Origin of the sequence: Caballeronia sp. LZ024 (genome assembly GCF_031451455.1) — a bacterium.
Taxonomy (GTDB): domain Bacteria; phylum Pseudomonadota; class Gammaproteobacteria; order Burkholderiales; family Burkholderiaceae; genus Caballeronia; species Caballeronia telluris.
The window spans coordinates 190,163-204,973 of record NZ_JARUXL010000001.1 but is presented as its reverse complement, the minus strand read 5'-3'; the positions used below and the strand labels follow the sequence as shown (position 1 = coordinate 204,973).

Annotated in this window: 17 protein-coding genes; 6 read left to right on the top strand and 11 right to left on the bottom strand. The window is 62.9% G+C overall.

Going from position 1 to position 14,811, the window contains the following annotated elements:
• Positions 1–262: 262 nt before the first annotated feature.
• The 7 genes from cheW to flhD form a co-directional block, all read right to left on the bottom strand.
• A complete protein-coding gene (gene cheW, locus QCE48_RS00945) occupies positions 263–787 on the bottom strand; it encodes a chemotaxis protein CheW (protein WP_309788308.1) in 525 nt (174 codons plus the stop codon).
• Between the two features lie 32 nt (positions 788–819).
• Positions 820–3,084: a chemotaxis protein CheW gene (locus tag QCE48_RS00940; protein WP_309786613.1), complete on the bottom strand. Its 2,265-nt coding sequence runs from the start codon at positions 3,082–3,084 to the stop codon at positions 820–822.
• 76 nt (positions 3,085–3,160) lie between these two features.
• A complete protein-coding gene (locus QCE48_RS00935; protein ID WP_116560985.1) occupies positions 3,161–3,565 on the bottom strand; it encodes a response regulator in 405 nt (134 codons plus the stop codon).
• Positions 3,566–3,603: 38 nt separating this feature from the next.
• A complete protein-coding gene (gene motB / locus QCE48_RS00930; RefSeq protein ID WP_309786616.1) occupies positions 3,604–4,713 on the bottom strand; it encodes a flagellar motor protein MotB in 1,110 nt (369 codons plus the stop codon).
• A 36-nt stretch (positions 4,714–4,749) separates the two neighbouring features.
• Positions 4,750–5,610 carry a flagellar motor stator protein MotA gene (gene motA, locus QCE48_RS00925; protein ID WP_116560984.1) on the bottom strand — a complete coding sequence of 287 codons (861 nt, stop codon included), beginning with the start codon at positions 5,608–5,610 and terminating at the stop codon, positions 4,750–4,752.
• 174 nt (positions 5,611–5,784) lie between these two features.
• On the bottom strand, positions 5,785–6,375 hold the full coding sequence (gene flhC, locus QCE48_RS00920; RefSeq protein WP_309786618.1) for a flagellar transcriptional regulator FlhC: 591 nt from the start codon (positions 6,373–6,375) through the stop codon (positions 5,785–5,787).
• A gap of 56 nt (positions 6,376–6,431) precedes the next feature.
• Positions 6,432–6,755 (bottom strand): flagellar transcriptional regulator FlhD, encoded by a 324-nt coding sequence (flhD, locus tag QCE48_RS00915; protein ID WP_309786620.1) that lies wholly within the window; start codon positions 6,753–6,755, stop codon positions 6,432–6,434.
• 645 nt (positions 6,756–7,400) lie between these two features.
• Here flhD and QCE48_RS00910 point away from each other — a divergent pair.
• Positions 7,401–8,465, top strand: coding sequence for a glycosyltransferase family 4 protein (locus QCE48_RS00910; RefSeq protein WP_309786623.1), 1,065 nt, complete (start codon positions 7,401–7,403; stop codon positions 8,463–8,465).
• A gap of 140 nt (positions 8,466–8,605) precedes the next feature.
• On the opposite strand, the gene QCE48_RS00905 is transcribed toward QCE48_RS00910, so the two are convergent.
• Positions 8,606–8,902: an H-NS histone family protein gene (locus QCE48_RS00905; protein WP_309786625.1), complete on the bottom strand. Its 297-nt coding sequence runs from the start codon at positions 8,900–8,902 to the stop codon at positions 8,606–8,608.
• A 329-nt stretch (positions 8,903–9,231) separates the two neighbouring features.
• Here QCE48_RS00905 and aqpZ point away from each other — a divergent pair, with 329 nt between their 5' ends.
• Positions 9,232–9,933, top strand: a complete 702-nt coding sequence (gene aqpZ / locus QCE48_RS00900) for an aquaporin Z (protein ID WP_309786628.1) — start codon at positions 9,232–9,234, stop codon at positions 9,931–9,933.
• 336 nt (positions 9,934–10,269) lie between these two features.
• Positions 10,270–10,575 (top strand): hypothetical protein, encoded by a 306-nt coding sequence (locus tag QCE48_RS00895; RefSeq protein ID WP_309786630.1) that lies wholly within the window; start codon positions 10,270–10,272, stop codon positions 10,573–10,575.
• A 66-nt stretch (positions 10,576–10,641) separates the two neighbouring features.
• Here the strand turns inward: QCE48_RS00895 and QCE48_RS00890 are convergent, their stop codons facing one another.
• Positions 10,642–11,481, bottom strand: coding sequence for a Cof-type HAD-IIB family hydrolase (locus QCE48_RS00890; RefSeq protein WP_309786632.1), 840 nt, complete (start codon positions 11,479–11,481; stop codon positions 10,642–10,644).
• Between the two features lie 40 nt (positions 11,482–11,521).
• Positions 11,522–12,451: a BadF/BadG/BcrA/BcrD ATPase family protein gene (locus tag QCE48_RS00885; protein WP_309786634.1), complete on the bottom strand. Its 930-nt coding sequence runs from the start codon at positions 12,449–12,451 to the stop codon at positions 11,522–11,524.
• Between the two features lie 109 nt (positions 12,452–12,560).
• Here QCE48_RS00885 and QCE48_RS00880 point away from each other — a divergent pair, with 109 nt between their 5' ends.
• The 3 genes from QCE48_RS00880 (at position 12,561) to QCE48_RS00870 (ending at position 14,469) form a co-directional block, all read left to right on the top strand.
• The gene (locus QCE48_RS00880; protein WP_309786636.1) at positions 12,561–13,196 is read left to right on the top strand and encodes a DNA-3-methyladenine glycosylase I; all 636 of its coding nucleotides are present in this window, start codon (positions 12,561–12,563) and stop codon (positions 13,194–13,196) included.
• A gap of 470 nt (positions 13,197–13,666) precedes the next feature.
• Positions 13,667–14,092, top strand: a complete 426-nt coding sequence (locus QCE48_RS00875) for a hypothetical protein (protein ID WP_087629193.1) — start codon at positions 13,667–13,669, stop codon at positions 14,090–14,092.
• Between the two features lie 17 nt (positions 14,093–14,109).
• Positions 14,110–14,469 carry a hypothetical protein gene (locus QCE48_RS00870; RefSeq protein ID WP_309786638.1) on the top strand — a complete coding sequence of 120 codons (360 nt, stop codon included), beginning with the start codon at positions 14,110–14,112 and terminating at the stop codon, positions 14,467–14,469.
• 110 nt (positions 14,470–14,579) lie between these two features.
• Here the strand turns inward: QCE48_RS00870 and rpsU are convergent, their stop codons facing one another.
• On the bottom strand, positions 14,580–14,792 hold the full coding sequence (rpsU, locus tag QCE48_RS00865) for a 30S ribosomal protein S21 (protein ID WP_035942296.1): 213 nt from the start codon (positions 14,790–14,792) through the stop codon (positions 14,580–14,582).
• Positions 14,793–14,811 lie beyond the last annotated feature (19 nt).

Sequence of the window (14,811 nt, the reverse complement as noted above, 5' to 3'; positions counted from 1 at the left end):
CTGTGCCGTTGTATTCGCTGTGCGATGACACAGTGGTTAATCGGACCAAGCCCCTTTAGTCCTTTGAGGGTGACACTTAGGCGGTATGTCCACTCAGTAATTCACGGGCGTTGACGTGCTGTGACTGCCGCCTAGAAAAGCTGCTTTCTTTGCTTACTTTCTTTGCGCTAGCCAAAGAAAGTAAGTCCCGCCCCGGACAGGGGCAGAGCTAATAGACCGACGTGAAAGCAAGTTCCCTGAAGGCACAAGCGCCAGCAAAAACCTAAACCCCGACCATATCGATGAGTTCCATTTCCTTGCTGGTCATGAGCTTCTCGATGTCCATGAGAATGAGCATTCGACCATCGACAGTACCGAGTCCGGTGAGATATTCGGTGGTGAGCGTGGCGCCGAACTCGGGCGCGGGCATGACCTGCTCGGCGGTGAGCGTGAGCACATCGGACACCCCATCCACGACCATCCCAACGACGCGATGCGCGACATTCAGAATGATCACAACCGTCTGATTGTCATACTCGACGCGCCCAAGGGCGAACTTGATCCGCATATCGACGATCGGCACTATGATGCCGCGCAGATTGATCACGCCCTTGATGAACGACGGCGCATTCGCAATGCGCGTCACGCTGTCGTAGCCGCGAATCTCCTGCACCTTCAGGATGTCGATGCCGTACTCCTCGGCGCCGAGCGTGAAGACGAGAAACTCCTGACCTGCAGCCTCGGCGTGCTGCGCGTCGCGGCGCTGCGATGCCGCTGCGGAATGAATGGATTGAATGTCTGCTGCCACGTTAGCCCCCGAATCCGGTTGGGTTTGCAAAATTAGGAATGAGCATGCGATCCGTGCTGTGCACGCGATTCGCGATTGAGCGCCGCCACGTCGACGATCAGCGCGACACTGCCGTCGCCCAGAATCGTCGCGGCGGAAATGCCGTGCACCTTGCGGTAATTCGTCTCGAGATTCTTCACCACCACCTGCTGCTGACCCACCAGTTCATCGATCAGCATCGCAAAGCGGCGTCCCTCCGTCTGCATGATCGTGACGATGCCCTGCGTCGGCTCGGTGCGCGCACCGTCGACCGAGAACACGTCATGCAGCGCCACGAGCGGCAGATACTCGCCGCGCACACGCACGACGCGCTCGCCGTTGGCGACCGTATAGATGTCTTCGGCAACCGGCTGCAGCGACTCCATCACGAAGTTCAGCGGCAGAATGAAGATCTCGTTGCCGACCTTCACCGACATGCCGTCGAGAATCGCGAGCGTGAGCGGCAGCACGATCTTCGTCGTCGTTCCACGGCCCTCGCGCGACATGATCTCGACGTGACCGCCCATCGACTGGATGTTGCGCTTCACCACGTCCATGCCGACGCCGCGTCCGGAAATGTCCGTCACCTGCTCGGCCGTCGAGAAGCCCGGCATGAAGATGAGCTGCCACACTTCTTCGTCGCTCATCGACTCGCTGACCTGCATGCCCTGCTTTTGCGCCTTCGCCAGAATCTTGTCGCGGCGCAGGCCGGCGCCGTCGTCGCTCACTTCGATCACGATGTTGCCACCGTGATGCGCCGCCGACAGCACCAGTTGCCCCGTCGACGGCTTGCCCGCCGCGCGGCGCGCGTCCACGGTCTCGATGCCGTGATCGAGCGAATTGCGCACGAGGTGCGTAAGCGGATCGATGATGCGTTCGATCAAACTCTTGTCGAGTTCGGTCGCCTGACCGAACGTGACGAGTTCCACTTCCTTGCCGAGCTTGCCGGCGATGTCGCGCACGAGGCGCGGGAAGCGGCTGAATACATAATCCATCGGCATCATGCGGATCGACATCACGGCTTCCTGCAGATCGCGCGCGTTGCGTTCGAGCTGCGCCATGCCGTTGAAGAGCCGATCATGCAATGCCGGGTCGAAGGTGCTGGTGGTTTCCGCGAGCATCGCCTGCGTGATCACCAGTTCGCCGACGAGGTTGATCAGCTGATCGACCTTTTCCACGCCGACGCGAATCGAGCTGCCTTCCGCCGATGCCGCCGCGGCCGGGCGCGCTTTCTTGTCCGTGTCGGCTGCGGGCGCGCTCGCCTTGGGCGCTTCTGCCGGGCGGTTGCCGGCAGCGGCTTGCGCCGCCGCCGGTGCCGCTTCTTCGCCCTTGGGCGCTGTTGCTGCCGCCTCTTGGCCCTGCGTGTGGACCACTGCTTCGGCCGCCGCAGCCGGCGCGTCGTCATGCGTCGCCTGAGCACCATCGCCGCGACCGACGATGATCTGTGCCTCGTCGATCACGAAACAGCACACGGCAACGATGTCGTCCGACGAGACGTCGGAGTCGAGCCACAACACGAGGTCGCTGCCCGACTTCTTCTGCGCGACGATCCCGCCCAGGTTCCCGAGCTCCTCGGTCAACAGCGCCTGGTCCTTCTCGCCCACCCCCCGTAGCGTAATTTTCAGGTGGGGTCCTGCTTCCGCACTGGCTTCGCCCGTTGCGCCGATGTGTCCCGGCGTCGCGTCCTGCGCGGTTCCTGCATTCGGTTCCAAACCCGTGATGTCGAAGGCGCCGTCCCAGTTGCCGTCGTCTTCGATCAATGCTTCCGTCTGCGCGATCACGTGCGCGGGCGGTGCATTCGGGCCTTCGTAGAGCGGTGCTTCATGCACCGGCGCAACTGTCGCTGCTGCCGCCGGCGCCTCGGGCGCGGCCGGTGCCGCGTCGCCCGCGCCCTCGTTCTTCAGGCGTTCGAGCTTCGCGCAGATCGCGGCCGCCGCGGCCGCATCCGGCTCGGCGCTCGCGCGATACGCGGCGAGCTGGTCCGAGAGCACGTCCTTGGTCGCGAGGAACGTGTCGATCATGTCGCGGCGCAGAACGAGTTCGTTGTTGCGCGCGCGGTCGAGCAGCGATTCGAGGATGTGCGTCGTTTCCGTGAGCGCGGTGAAGCCGAACGTCGCGGCGCCGCCCTTGATCGAATGCGCCGCGCGGAAAATCGCCGCGAGGTCTTCGGGGTCGGGGTTCGCGATGTCGAGCACGAGCAGGAGCTGCTCCATTTGCGCGAGCAGTTCGTCGGCTTCGTCGAAGAACGTTTGATAGAACTGGGTAATGTCGAGAGTCATGCTTGATTCACCGCGAGGATGCTGTCAGTCGGCGTCGCTATGCGCGTTCGGTTGTCGTATCCGGTCTTTCGGATATTTATTCAGATACTTGAGCCTGACTTGAACCCTCGGGCGCTTCTTCCGACAGCGCCGCGACGAGTTCGGTCAAAAGCTCCGGGTCGAGCGGCTTTTCGATCCACCCGGTCGCGCCCGATGCGCGCGCCGCGTCCTTGAACGGCTCGCCGCTTTCGGTCGTCAGCACGAGGATCGGCGTCGCCTTGTACGCGTGATTCGCGCGCAGTTCGGCGATCAGGTCGAGCCCGCTCTTGCCGGGCATGTGATGGTCGGTGAGCACGAGATCGAAGCGCTCCGCGAGCGCCGCTTCGAGCCCTTCGATGCCGTCGGACGCCACCGTCACGCCGTAGCCCGCGAGGGTCAGCGTGGCCGAGAGGATCTGCCGCATGGCGGCGGAATCGTCGATTGCCAGAATGTTCTTGATCATGGAAGTCTCTTGCTCGTGATGTCCGGGCGAAAGGGGCGTCACTGCGTCGCCGTATCCGGCGCCGCGATGGTCGCGTTGGCTGTGGCTGTCGCGGGCGCCGTCGAAACGCGCTGCAACGGCGGATCGATTGCGGCCTGCGGCGAGGGCTTCGGTGCGGCCGCCCTCGCGGGCGCGAGCTTGTCGACGAGCGGCCGCGCGCCCGCCGCCGCATTGCCGTTTGCGCCCGCGGCGTTGTCGAAGAGCGTGGTCGCGGAGGTGTCGTCGCGTGTCATCGCTTCTTCCGACTTCCGGTTGAGCACGATGATGCTGATGCGGCGGTTTTCCGGGTCCATCGCGTCCTTCTTGTTCAGGTTCTGCGTCGACGCGAGGCCGAGCACACGCAGCACCTTCGCTTCATCCATGCCGCCCGAGATCAGTTCGCGCCGCGACGCATTCGCGCGATCCGCCGACAGTTCCCAGTTGCTGTAACCCTTCTCGCCGCCCGCGTACTGCACGGCGTCGGTGTGGCCCTGCACGACGATGCGGTTCGGCACGTCGTTCAAGGTCTTGCCGATCTCGCGCAGGATGTCGCGCATGTACGGCTGCACGTTGTTGCTCGACATCGCGAACATCGGCCGCTTCTGCGTATCGACGATCTCGATGCGCAGGCCCGTCAACGTCGAATCGATGCGGATCTGCTGCCTGAACTGGCGCAGCGTCGGATTCGCCTCGATCGCCGCCATCAGCTTCACCTGCAGGTCGTGCAGGCGAGCCTGCTCGCGCCTTTCGAGTTCGCTTTGCGCTTCCTTCAGAAGCGCTTCGTCGCGCTGGGCCGCCGTGCGCTTGGCCCACGACGCCTGGCCGTCGCCCATGCGCGTCGTGCCCGGATCGGGGCTCGACATGTCGCGCCCGCCGCCCTGCAGGATGCTCGAATCCATGCCGCTGCTCTGGCCGCCGAGAATCGCGGCCTTGAGCGGCATGTTGAAATATTCCGCGATGCCGCGCCGCTGCACGGGCGACACCGAACTCAGCAGCCACATCAGCAGGAAAAACGCCATCATCGCGGTCATGAAGTCGGCATAGGCGAGCTTCCACGCGCCGCCGTGATGCCCCTTGCGGCGGCCCACGATGCGCTTGATGAAGATCGGACGCTCTTTATCGTTGCTCATGCCGATGCCTTTGAGGTCGCGCGCCATGACGGCACGTCACTTCGCCTTCACGCGGCGCACGTGTTCTTCCAGTTCGGAGAACGACGGACGCTCGGTGGAGAACAGCACCTTGCGGCCGAACTCGACCGCAATCGCCGGTGCGTAGCCGTTCAGGCTCGCGAGGATCGTCACCTTGATGCACTGGAACATCTTGGTCGACTCCGCGACGCGCTGTTCCGCCACGCTCGCGAGCGGCCCGATCAGGCCATAGGAAAGGAGAATGCCGAGGAACGTGCCGACGAGCGCCTGCGCGATCATCTCGCCGAGAACGGCGGGCGGCTGGTCGGCGGAGGCCATCGTATGCACGACGCCCATCACCGCCGCGACGATGCCGAACGCCGGCATCGCGTCGCCGACCTTGTGCAGCGCCTGCGCGGGGCCTTCGCCCTCGACGTGATGCGTTTCGATCTCTTCGTCCATCAGGCTTTCGATCTCGAACGCGTTCATGTTCCCGCCGACCATCAGCCGCAGGTAATCGGTCAGGAACACGACGATGTGCTCGTCCGCGAGGATCTTCGGGTACTGGCTGAAGATCGGGCTGTTGTGCGGATTGTCGATGTCGGATTCGAGCGTGAGCGTGCCTTCCTTGCGCGCCTTCGCCAGCAGGACGTAGAGGAGCGCCATCAGCTCCATGTACACGTCCTTGTTGTATTTCGAGCCCTTGAACAGCGTGGGAATGACCTTCAGCGTGGCCTTGATCGTCTTCATGCCGTTGCCGAGGATGAAGGCGCCGACGCCCGCACCCGCGATCATCAGGATTTCGACCGGTTGCACGAGCGCGCCAAGGTGGCCGCCTTCCAGCGCATAGCCGCCGAAAACGGACAACAATGTCACGAGCGTTCCCACGAAAATCAGCACAGTCGAGTCCTCACTTGTCAATTCGGCGAGAGACCGCCGTTAAGTGGTTTACGGCATCGACCGCAAAAACTTTGGGGGAAAAATCGGCGCGGGCAAACGATACAACCCGCGTCGGCGGGGGCTCGGCTACCCGCGACGGGGGCGCGCGACGATCGTCGCGACGATGCTTGGCGGCTAGGCCGCGAGTTCGGCCTCGCCTGCCGCGCCGGCTTGGGCTCGGGCTTCGGCTTCGGCCGCGCGCGCCGCGCTCGCCTTGCGCGTCTTGCCCGCGCGCGACGGCGGCTGGCATAGCCCGCAGACATAGCCCTGGCGCAAGTCGTACGCATGTGCGACAAAATGCCCGGTGCAGCGCGAACAGGTGCTGGTCTGCAACATGCCGGAGTCGAAGAAGCGCACGAGCGTCCATGCGCGCGTGAGGCTCAGGATCGGCTCGTCGCCGTGCAGCTCGATGTGTTCGAGATAGAGCCGGTAGCTCTTCACGATCGACTGGATCGTGTCGCAGCCGCCGTGCTGGCTGATGAACCGGTAAATGCCGTAGAACAGCGACGAATGGATGTTCGGCTGCCAGGTCATGAACCATTCGGTCGAGAACGGCAGCATGCCTTTCGGCGGCGAAACGCCCTTCAGTTCCTTATAGAGGCGGATGAGCCGGTCGCGCGACAGGTTCGTCTCCGCTTCGAGCAGTTGCAGCCGCGCGCCCAGTTCGATCAGTTCGATCGCCAGGGTGATCTCGCGGACTTCCGCCACCACGCTTTTTGTCGCCATAAAAAAAACTGGACCGTGCGTTTGCTGATAAAACCCGTTGAGCCCGCGCGCGCCGTTCAGCCGATCTCGCCGGCCGGCTGGTTCGCCATCAGGATGGCCGCGTGCGATTGCGCGAGCGCGGCGCTTTTTCCCTTGTCGGCGAGCGAGGAGAGGATCGTGTGGTCGTCGAAGCGGAAGCGGCACAGAATCTGGCTCGACGCTGCGATTTTCACGAGCTGCGCCAGATTCAGCGACGCGAGGACATCGGCGATCGGCTGCGACAGTCCCATGCGAAACATCGCGCCAGGCCGGTCTTCCTGAAGAAGGCGTTGCGCGAGCAGCAAGTACGACAGATTCAGCTCGCGGATTTCCGCAAGCATGCTGGCATTACTGTTCGTCATTTTTTCCCCGAGTCGAATCCGTGCCTGGTCTGGCCTATGTGGAAACGTTTGCTCGAATTCCCGACATGCAAAAAGGAATATCGCGCCCGCTCCTTTAATCTTCAGGCGGATTTTCGGCGAATCAACGGCGGCGCGGTATCGGACAAACATTCCGATTTGCCGGCAGCGCGATACGTAATTCCGTGTAGGAATATTTCCTACACGGAATTAAACGGCGTGTTTCACTCGTGCATGCCGGATTATCGGCAGGGTTTGAAATAACTGAAGGGATCGGGTGAAAAGCCCGCGCAGGCCCTGCCTGCGGGGCCCCGCTGCGTCGGGCTTGGCCCGAAAACTGCTGAAGTGTCGCGGCGCCCGCTACGGTGTAATTCGTTGCCATTGTGTGCAAAGCCTTTAACCACGGGGTTTTCGCGCGATTTGCACGCTTCGTAACAGGCGGTGTTTCGTCCTGTAACAAGGTTAAGCGATTGAAAAATGACGTGAAATACCGGGCTCGTTATCGATAATGAACGTAAGGGATAACCCGGTCGATTTCCGGGCCGATTTTCGGACGGCGGCAAACCGTTGTCCGTCCGACAGGCATGCGCGTCAACGCTCGACCGGGGCGTGAATATGCGGTGCCCTCATGAACAGGAGAGTCACGATATGCGAATCGCACAAATTGCACCGTTGCACGAAGCAGTTCCCCCGAAATTCTACGGCGGCACCGAGCGCGTAGTCTCCTACCTCACCGACGCTCTCGTCGACCTCGGCCACGATGTGACGCTTTTCGCGAGCGGCGATTCGCAAACCAAGGCAACGCTCGAAGCGGCGTGGCCGCGTGCGCTGCGCCTCGATCCGTCGATCCGCGACGCGATCGCGCCGCACATGCTGCTGCTCGAAACGGTCCGCCAGCGCGCGCATGAATTCGACGTGCTGCACTTTCACCTCGACTACATGCCGTTTTCGCTGTTCTCGCAGCTCGACACGCCGTTCGTCACGACGCTGCACGGCCGCCTGGACCTGCCGGAACTGCAGCCGATCTTCAACACGTTCACGAAGGCGCCGGTGATCTCGATCTCCGATTCGCAGCGCGTGCCGCTGCCGCAAGCAGCGTGGCTGAACACGATCTACCACGGCCTGCCGGAGAACCTGCTGACGCCGCAGACCAGCAAGAAGCCTGAATATCTCGCGTTCCTCGGTCGCATTTGTCCGGAAAAACGCGCCGATCTCGCCATCAAGATCGCCGCGCAAAGCGGTCTGCCGCTGAAGATCGCCGCCAAGGTGGACAAGGCCGACCAGGAATATTTCAAGTCGACGATCGAGCCGCTACTGTCGCAGGCGCACGTCGAATTCGTCGGCGAGATCAACGAGGCGCAGAAACCGGAATTCCTGTCGGGCGCGAAGGCGCTGCTGTTCCCGATCGACTGGAACGAGCCGTTCGGCCTCGTGATGATCGAGGCGATGGCGTGCGGCACGCCGGTGATCGCGTTCAATCGCGGCTCCGTGCCGGAAGTGATCGACCACGGCGTGACGGGTTATATCTGCGAGGACGTGCAGGGTGCCGTCGGCGCGCTGCAACGTCTCGACGAGTTGTCGCGCACGGAAATCCGCGCGCAATTCGAACGCCGTTTCAGTTCGAAGACGATGGCGCAGAATTACGTCGACAGCTATGCGTCGATGCTTCAGGCCGCAAAGCGTCCGGTTTTGCGTCAGGTTGCAGTGGGCTAAAGTCCGGCTTTAATGCGCAAGGATAAGACGTATCTTATTTAATCCGAATGCGCATTAAGACGTCGAGCCAATCGACACACGAAATGCCGCCTTTCGAGGCGGCATTTTTTTGCATTTTGCAATAACGAAACACCGCGCGCTCATCGAACGATAAGAAAGCGCTCGCGATTCTTTCCGGAAATCCAGTTGGGCGGTTTGCCGCGGCCGTTCCAGGTGCTGCCCGACTTCGGGTCCTGATACATCGGCGGCGCGGGTTCCTTTTTCGGTGGCCGGCCGCGCTTGGCGACGGCCAGCCCGAGATCCTGCGGCGTCAGCCCGTATTCGACGATCTGCCGTCGGATCTGCGCGACGACCGCCTCGACTTCCTCCTGCCGCACGCTCTCGGCCTGCGCCTGAAGATTCGATATTTGCGCTTTCAGTTCCAGATATTTCGACATGGCGATCTTCCTCTTTATTGAATCGGATTGGGACGAGAGCCTATCCGGGCCGACAAAAAGATGCAATTCATCGCTTTCGATAGCTCTCGATATCGGCATTTAAACAGGTCGACGCCCGACGCGGGTTTATCCCGAAAATAATTGGACGAGTTAAAAGCCAGTTAACCATTGTTGACAAACGGCCTGTTCCACCGACATTAAACTTCGGACCGGAATGGACGTAAATCAAGTCCGTTATTCGTCAGGCCGCCGTCTCGTTATATCGCAATCTCGTTATATCGCAATCTCGATTACGCGGCTGGATCAACCTTTTTAGGATAAGCAGCATCATGCAATTGACAAAGCGCCTCGGCGCTGAAATGTTCGGTACGTTCTGGCTGGTGCTCGGCGGCTGCGGAAGCGCCGTGCTCGCGGCCGCCTTCCCGCACGTGGGCATCGGGCTCGCGGGCGTCTCGCTCGCCTTCGGTCTCACCGTCCTCACGATGGCGTACGCCATCGGTCACATCTCCGGTTGCCACCTGAATCCGGCGGTGAGCGTCGGCCTGACGGTAGCCGGCCGTTTCCCGGCGCGCGACCTCGTGCCGTACATCGTCGCGCAAGTGCTCGGCGCGATTCTCGGCGCGTACGTTCTGTCGGTGATTGCGAACGGCGCGCCCGGCTTCGATCTGGTCGCGAGCGGCTTCGCGACGAACGGCTTCGGCGAGCACTCGCCGGGCCAGTACTCGATGATCGCGGCGCTCGTCTGCGAAGTCGTGATGACATTCTTCTTCCTGTTCGTGATTCTCGGCGCGACGGACAGCCGTGCACCGGCCGGCTTCGCCCCGATCGCGATCGGCCTGTGCCTGACGCTGATTCACCTGATCTCGATTCCGGTCACCAACACGTCGGTGAACCCGGCCCGCTCGACGGGACCGGCGCTCTTCGTCGGCGGCGCGGCACTCGGGCAGTTGTGGCTGTTCTGGGTTGCGCCGATCGTCGGTGCGGTCATCGCGGGCGTCGTGTATCCGCTGCTGGCGCGCGACAAGCGCTGAACGCGCGCGGAATTCTCCGCGACAACGCAGTGGAAAACGGGCGCTTCGGCGCCCGTTTTCGTTGTGCGGCGCCATCGGAATATGAATTGACGGCGACAAATGTAATGCCCGTTTACAAGAGCGCCCGCCGGATTCGCGGCGTCGCGCACCGCCGCCTCGGCACCCAATGCGCCGAGCCAATACCGACAAGGCTCTGCGACCGCGCGCGCCGGATTTCCCTATGCGCGCAAAGCCTTACGCCCCACTTGCAGACGGTAACAACTGGTCGAAGCATGTAAGACGGCGGACGCTTAAATTGGACTCATGCGACAGACGTCGCCATCCAGGAGAAACAATATGAAGCGCATCGTCACTCATCTTCTCGTAGCGACCGGTCTTGCAGTGGGCGCCGTCGGCGTCGCCCAGGCGCATACCGGCGTGAGCATCGGTGTTTCGCTCGGCGCACCCGTCTATGCCCCGGCCTACGTGCAGCCGCGCCCGGTGTACGTGCGTCCCGCCCCGGTGTACAGCGCGCCGCGCTGGCACCATGACGAGCCGCGCTGGCACGACGACCGTCACGACAACGGTCGCTGGAACCGCACCGGCTGGAACAACGGCCCTGGCTGGCGCAACGACCGCGGCGGCTGGAACCATCGCGGATAACGTCTGACGGAAAAAGGGAGCGCCACGGCGCTCCCTTTTCATCTGCTGACGGCGCTCATCGCCCGTTCAGTCCGGTATTTGCCCCGGCGAAGCCAGTTCGTCGACGATGCCGAAGAGCTTGCGCAGATGGTGCGCCACGCCCGCCTCGAAGTTGTTGCCGATCCGTTGCACATCCGGCAGACGCTTGATCAGATCGGGATTCGCGTTGTTCATCATGAACGGATGCCCGGCCGTTTCGAGCAGGTCGATGTCGTTCATGTTGTCGCCGAACGCGACGCAGTTCGTTGGATCGAGATCGAGCTTGTCGAGCACGAAGCGCAACGCGCGCCCCTTCGAGACGTCCGCGGTCATCACTTCGAGGCAGTCCGGCAGCGAGTACGTGACGTAGAGCGCGTCGCCGAATTCGCGCTCCAGATTCGCGGCCGTTTCCTTCAGGTCCTTCGGTTCGCCGATGTAGAGCACCTTCGCGACGCCCTCGCCGTCGTGCTCGCGCAGATCCATGACTTCGTACTTGAAACCCGAATCCTGATGGAAGACCAGCAGTTCGGGCGCATGGCGGTCGATCAGCCAGGCGTCGTCGGCGAACAGGTTGACGATCACGCGCCCGCCGCCGCCCGCGAGATCCGGCTGCACGAGACGCCGCACCGCCGCCGGATCGAGGTCGCGCGAATAGATGCGCGTGTCGTCTGGGGCGTGCACGCGCGCACCGTTCGACGTAATCAGGTACGCCTCGATACCCAGCAGATCACGAATGCCGGCGACATCGCGATAATGGCGCCCCGTCGCGATCACGAAGCGAATGCCGCTCGCTTCGAGCCGGCGAACGGTTTCGATCGTGAAGGGATCGACCTGATGGTCGCTGTTGAGGAGCGTGCCGTCGAGATCGGTGGCGATGACTGGGTACATGGATGCCTTCGGTGTGCGCGCGAACGGGAAGCCTGACATTCTAGCCTGCACCGCCCGAAGCGGCCGGCGTTCCCCGATGCGCGCCCGCCCCGGCCGCCGCGCGTCGGGCGAGTTGCAGCGCGCCGGCAGCCGAATCGGCGAGTGGCGCGCGCAGACGCCCGCGCAGTCCGCCCGGCACGAACGGCTCGAAGGGGACGGCGAGGCCGCCGCACAGCGCCACGTCGAGCGCGGCGTGCGGGTCCAGCGCGGCGACCAGCTTTTCGATTTCGCGCCCGGCGTCGGCAAGGAGCGCTGCGGCCGACGGATGCGCGCGATGCTCGAAGACGCTCGGCGCGAGCGTCGCGTAGGCCGTCTGATTGGCCCCGCTGCACCAGACGACCAGGCCGTCGCGATCCGGCTCGCCGGTCAGCGCGAAGAGCGCGTCGGACCAGGCGTCCGGCGGCGCGCGGCCGTCGAGCACCTGCTGCAGATGCACGACGGCGCGCAGGCCGAGCCACGCTCCGCTCGCCTCGTCGCCGCTCGGGAAGCCGTAGCCGCCCGCGATCCGGCACGCGCCCTTTGCGTCCAGCGCCGCCGCAATGCTGCCCGTGCCGAGCGCCACGATCACGCCCGGCTTGCCACCGTGGGCGCCGAGCAGCGTGGTGTACGCGTCGCTTTCGACGGCGAGCGCGCGAACCGCGGGCGCCATCGCGTGGAACTGCGCGAGCCAGCCAGCGTGGTTCACGCCCGCAAGTCCGCAGCCGAGGGCGCACGCGCGCCAGTCGAAGGGAACCGACGCCGCTTCGAACGCGCGCGCGCAGGCCGCTTCGATCTCGCGCCAGGCGCGTTCGACGCCGAGTCCGAGGCCCGATGGACCGCCGATCGCGCGGGCGAGTTCGTTTCCGTGTGCGTCCGCGAGGACGACACGAGTGCCGCTGCCGCCGCCGTCGACGCCGAGCAGATAGTGTTTTGCAAGGTCTGAATGAGTCATGCCCGGAAGCTTACCGGGGCGGCCGCGCGCCGCCAATTGGCCGAATGGACGAGGTGGCCGGCGTCGCTCATTCCGCTATGCTGGCAGACACCAATCCGGGGAAAGGACGATGGCAAAGGAACAGCACCGCTGCGGCTGGGCGTCGACGGACGCGATGGCCCATTACCACGACACCGAATGGGCCGTCCCCTCGCGCGACGACCGCCATCTTTTCGAAATGCTCGTGCTCGAAGGCGCGCAGGCCGGGCTTTCGTGGTCGACCATCCTGAACAAGCGCGAAGGTTATCGCGATCTATTCAAGGATTTCGACCTCGATCAGGTCGCCGCTTTCACGGAAAAGGACGTGGCGCGACTCATCGGCGACGCGCGCATCGTGCGCAATCGCGCGAAGGTCGAATCGGCGATTCTCAACGCGCACGCGATCAAGCGGATTCAGGCCGAGCACGGTTCGTTCGCCGCTTTCGTATGGTCTTTCGTCGGCGACGCGCCCATCGACACGCCGCGCGATTCCTACAGCCACGCGCCCGCATCGACGCCCGAATCCGACGCGCTCAGCCGCGCGCTCAAGCAGTACGGCTGCAAATTCGTCGGCACGACCATCTGCTACGCGTTCATGCAGGCAACCGGCATGGTCAACGACCACGAGAAAAACTGCCTTTGCCGAAGCGCGACCCAAGCAGGAACCGCGAAGACGCGCCGTCAATCAGCGAACAAGCCGGCAGCACCCGCTGCCGGCGCCAATTAGTCATTTCATAACCGGAAACTTTTGCTTTTTCGCAACATTTAGGGGCATTTTTTTCTGGCACCCGGGAAAGTCCTGATAGAGGCCGCTTTTTTTGCGGTGAAGCACGCGGAATTGCTTGCCCGGTAATGGATCGCTGCAGATTTGACGCGGTGCACGATCGTTCGCACCGTGTCAGAATTGCGCACTTGCCTGTGCTGACGCACTTTTTTACCGGCCCGATTCGCTATAACTTGGAATTGAGACAGGGTCCTTCATCAAGGACGATCGCCTCGCGAGCACGACAGGGCGCCCGAATCGGAGCACCCGGGCCGGGAAAATCGCAGCGCCGGAAGTAGATTCAGGACTCGATACATCGCGTCGTTTATGTACGCGGGCGCTCGGTCAGACCGTCATCGACGTCCGATACTGAAAGTGCGGGTTGCTCGAAATTCAACGATTGGCCGCTGCGCAGGGGCGCAGGGGGAACGAACATGAAAAGCCTTAACTTCCTGACACATCAGGAGATTTTCAACCGCGCCGTACTGCATCTGTTCGGTCAGGGGCAAGCCGCCCTGCTGCCGCACGGCGGCGGCGCGTATCGCGGTTATTGCGGTGGCTGCCCGGTCGGCAACTTCATCAAGCCGCGCGACTACATGACCGCGATGGAAGGTGTACCCATCCGCTACATCGCGAAGACGCCGGAAGGCGTGCCGCCTTATATGGACGTCGGCGTGGCGGCACTCAAGCGGGCGCTGCTGCGCTCGCGCATCAACGTGTTCGATCCGACCACGGTCGAGCTGCTCAGTTGTCTGCAGAACGTGCACGACGTGTTCGGCAAATGGGAATGGCGCGAGCGGCTGGCATCGATCGCGCGTCAATTCGGCCTCTCGGCCGACCTTTTGAAAACCGCTGCGTGAGGATTGCAGGTGTTGTGATGTTGACCGCAAGAGACATTTACGAGCGCGTATGCGCTCATCTGCTGCACCAGCGGGCCGTGTCGGAGGACGACAACGGCTCGTGCCGGCTGCGCAGCCCGAATGGCCGCAAGTGCGCGATCGGATCGCTCGTGAGCGACGATGTCTATCATCCGGACATCGAGGGCACCGGCATTTCGTACTATCGGCACGCGCAGGACGGCAAGCTGCTGCGCGCGCTCTATGCATCGGACGTGAACGCGTACGATCCGGGCATCGTCGAGTTGCTGTGCGAGCTGGAACAGGTTCACGACGACGCCAGCGTAGAACAGTGGCCTCATCTGCTGACGGCCTTGGGCAAGCGCCGCGCGTTCATCTGACTTTCATCGCGAACACGCCGAGATAAAGCAAAAAGGCGGTACGACCCGAGGGTCGCACCGCCTTTTTGCCTTGCCGCAGCTTGTTACGGCCGCGGCGCGAAGACAGACACTTAGTGCATCTTCTTCGGCAGCATCTGGCTGCGCAGGCGCTTGCGCAGACGGCTCACGGCCGCTGCCTTCTTGCGCTTACGAGCCGTCGTCGGCTTTTCATACGACTGGCGTTCACGCAGTTCTGCGATCAGGCCGTTCTTTTCGATCGTGCGACGGAAGCGGCGAATCGCCACGTCGAACGGCTCGTTTTCTTTCAAAACAATAGTGGTCATGGAATTCCTAAATCGCTAA

Bases quoted from the DNA above. Each gene is read 5' to 3' on its own strand.
- QCE48_RS00940 (WP_309786613.1), bottom strand. From the start codon at position 3,084: ATGACTCTCGACATTACCCAGTTCTATCAAACGTTCTTCGACGAAGCC.
- QCE48_RS00935 (WP_116560985.1), bottom strand. From the start codon at position 3,565: ATGATCAAGAACATTCTGGCAATCGACGATTCCGCCGCCATGCGGCAG.
- motB (WP_309786616.1), bottom strand. From the start codon at position 4,713: ATGAGCAACGATAAAGAGCGTCCGATCTTCATCAAGCGCATCGTGGGC.
- flhC (WP_309786618.1), bottom strand. From the start codon at position 6,375: ATGGCGACAAAAAGCGTGGTGGCGGAAGTCCGCGAGATCACCCTGGCG.
- flhD (WP_309786620.1), bottom strand. From the start codon at position 6,755: ATGACGAACAGTAATGCCAGCATGCTTGCGGAAATCCGCGAGCTGAAT.
- QCE48_RS00910 (WP_309786623.1), top strand. From the start codon at position 7,401: ATGCGAATCGCACAAATTGCACCGTTGCACGAAGCAGTTCCCCCGAAA.
- QCE48_RS00905 (WP_309786625.1), bottom strand. From the start codon at position 8,902: ATGTCGAAATATCTGGAACTGAAAGCGCAAATATCGAATCTTCAGGCG.
- aqpZ (WP_309786628.1), top strand. From the start codon at position 9,232: ATGCAATTGACAAAGCGCCTCGGCGCTGAAATGTTCGGTACGTTCTGG.
- QCE48_RS00895 (WP_309786630.1), top strand. From the start codon at position 10,270: ATGAAGCGCATCGTCACTCATCTTCTCGTAGCGACCGGTCTTGCAGTG.
- QCE48_RS00890 (WP_309786632.1), bottom strand. From the start codon at position 11,481: ATGTACCCAGTCATCGCCACCGATCTCGACGGCACGCTCCTCAACAGC.
- QCE48_RS00885 (WP_309786634.1), bottom strand. From the start codon at position 12,451: ATGACTCATTCAGACCTTGCAAAACACTATCTGCTCGGCGTCGACGGC.
- QCE48_RS00880 (WP_309786636.1), top strand. From the start codon at position 12,561: ATGGCAAAGGAACAGCACCGCTGCGGCTGGGCGTCGACGGACGCGATG.
- QCE48_RS00875 (WP_087629193.1), top strand. From the start codon at position 13,667: ATGAAAAGCCTTAACTTCCTGACACATCAGGAGATTTTCAACCGCGCC.
- QCE48_RS00870 (WP_309786638.1), top strand. From the start codon at position 14,110: ATGTTGACCGCAAGAGACATTTACGAGCGCGTATGCGCTCATCTGCTG.
- rpsU (WP_035942296.1), bottom strand. From the start codon at position 14,792: ATGACCACTATTGTTTTGAAAGAAAACGAGCCGTTCGACGTGGCGATT.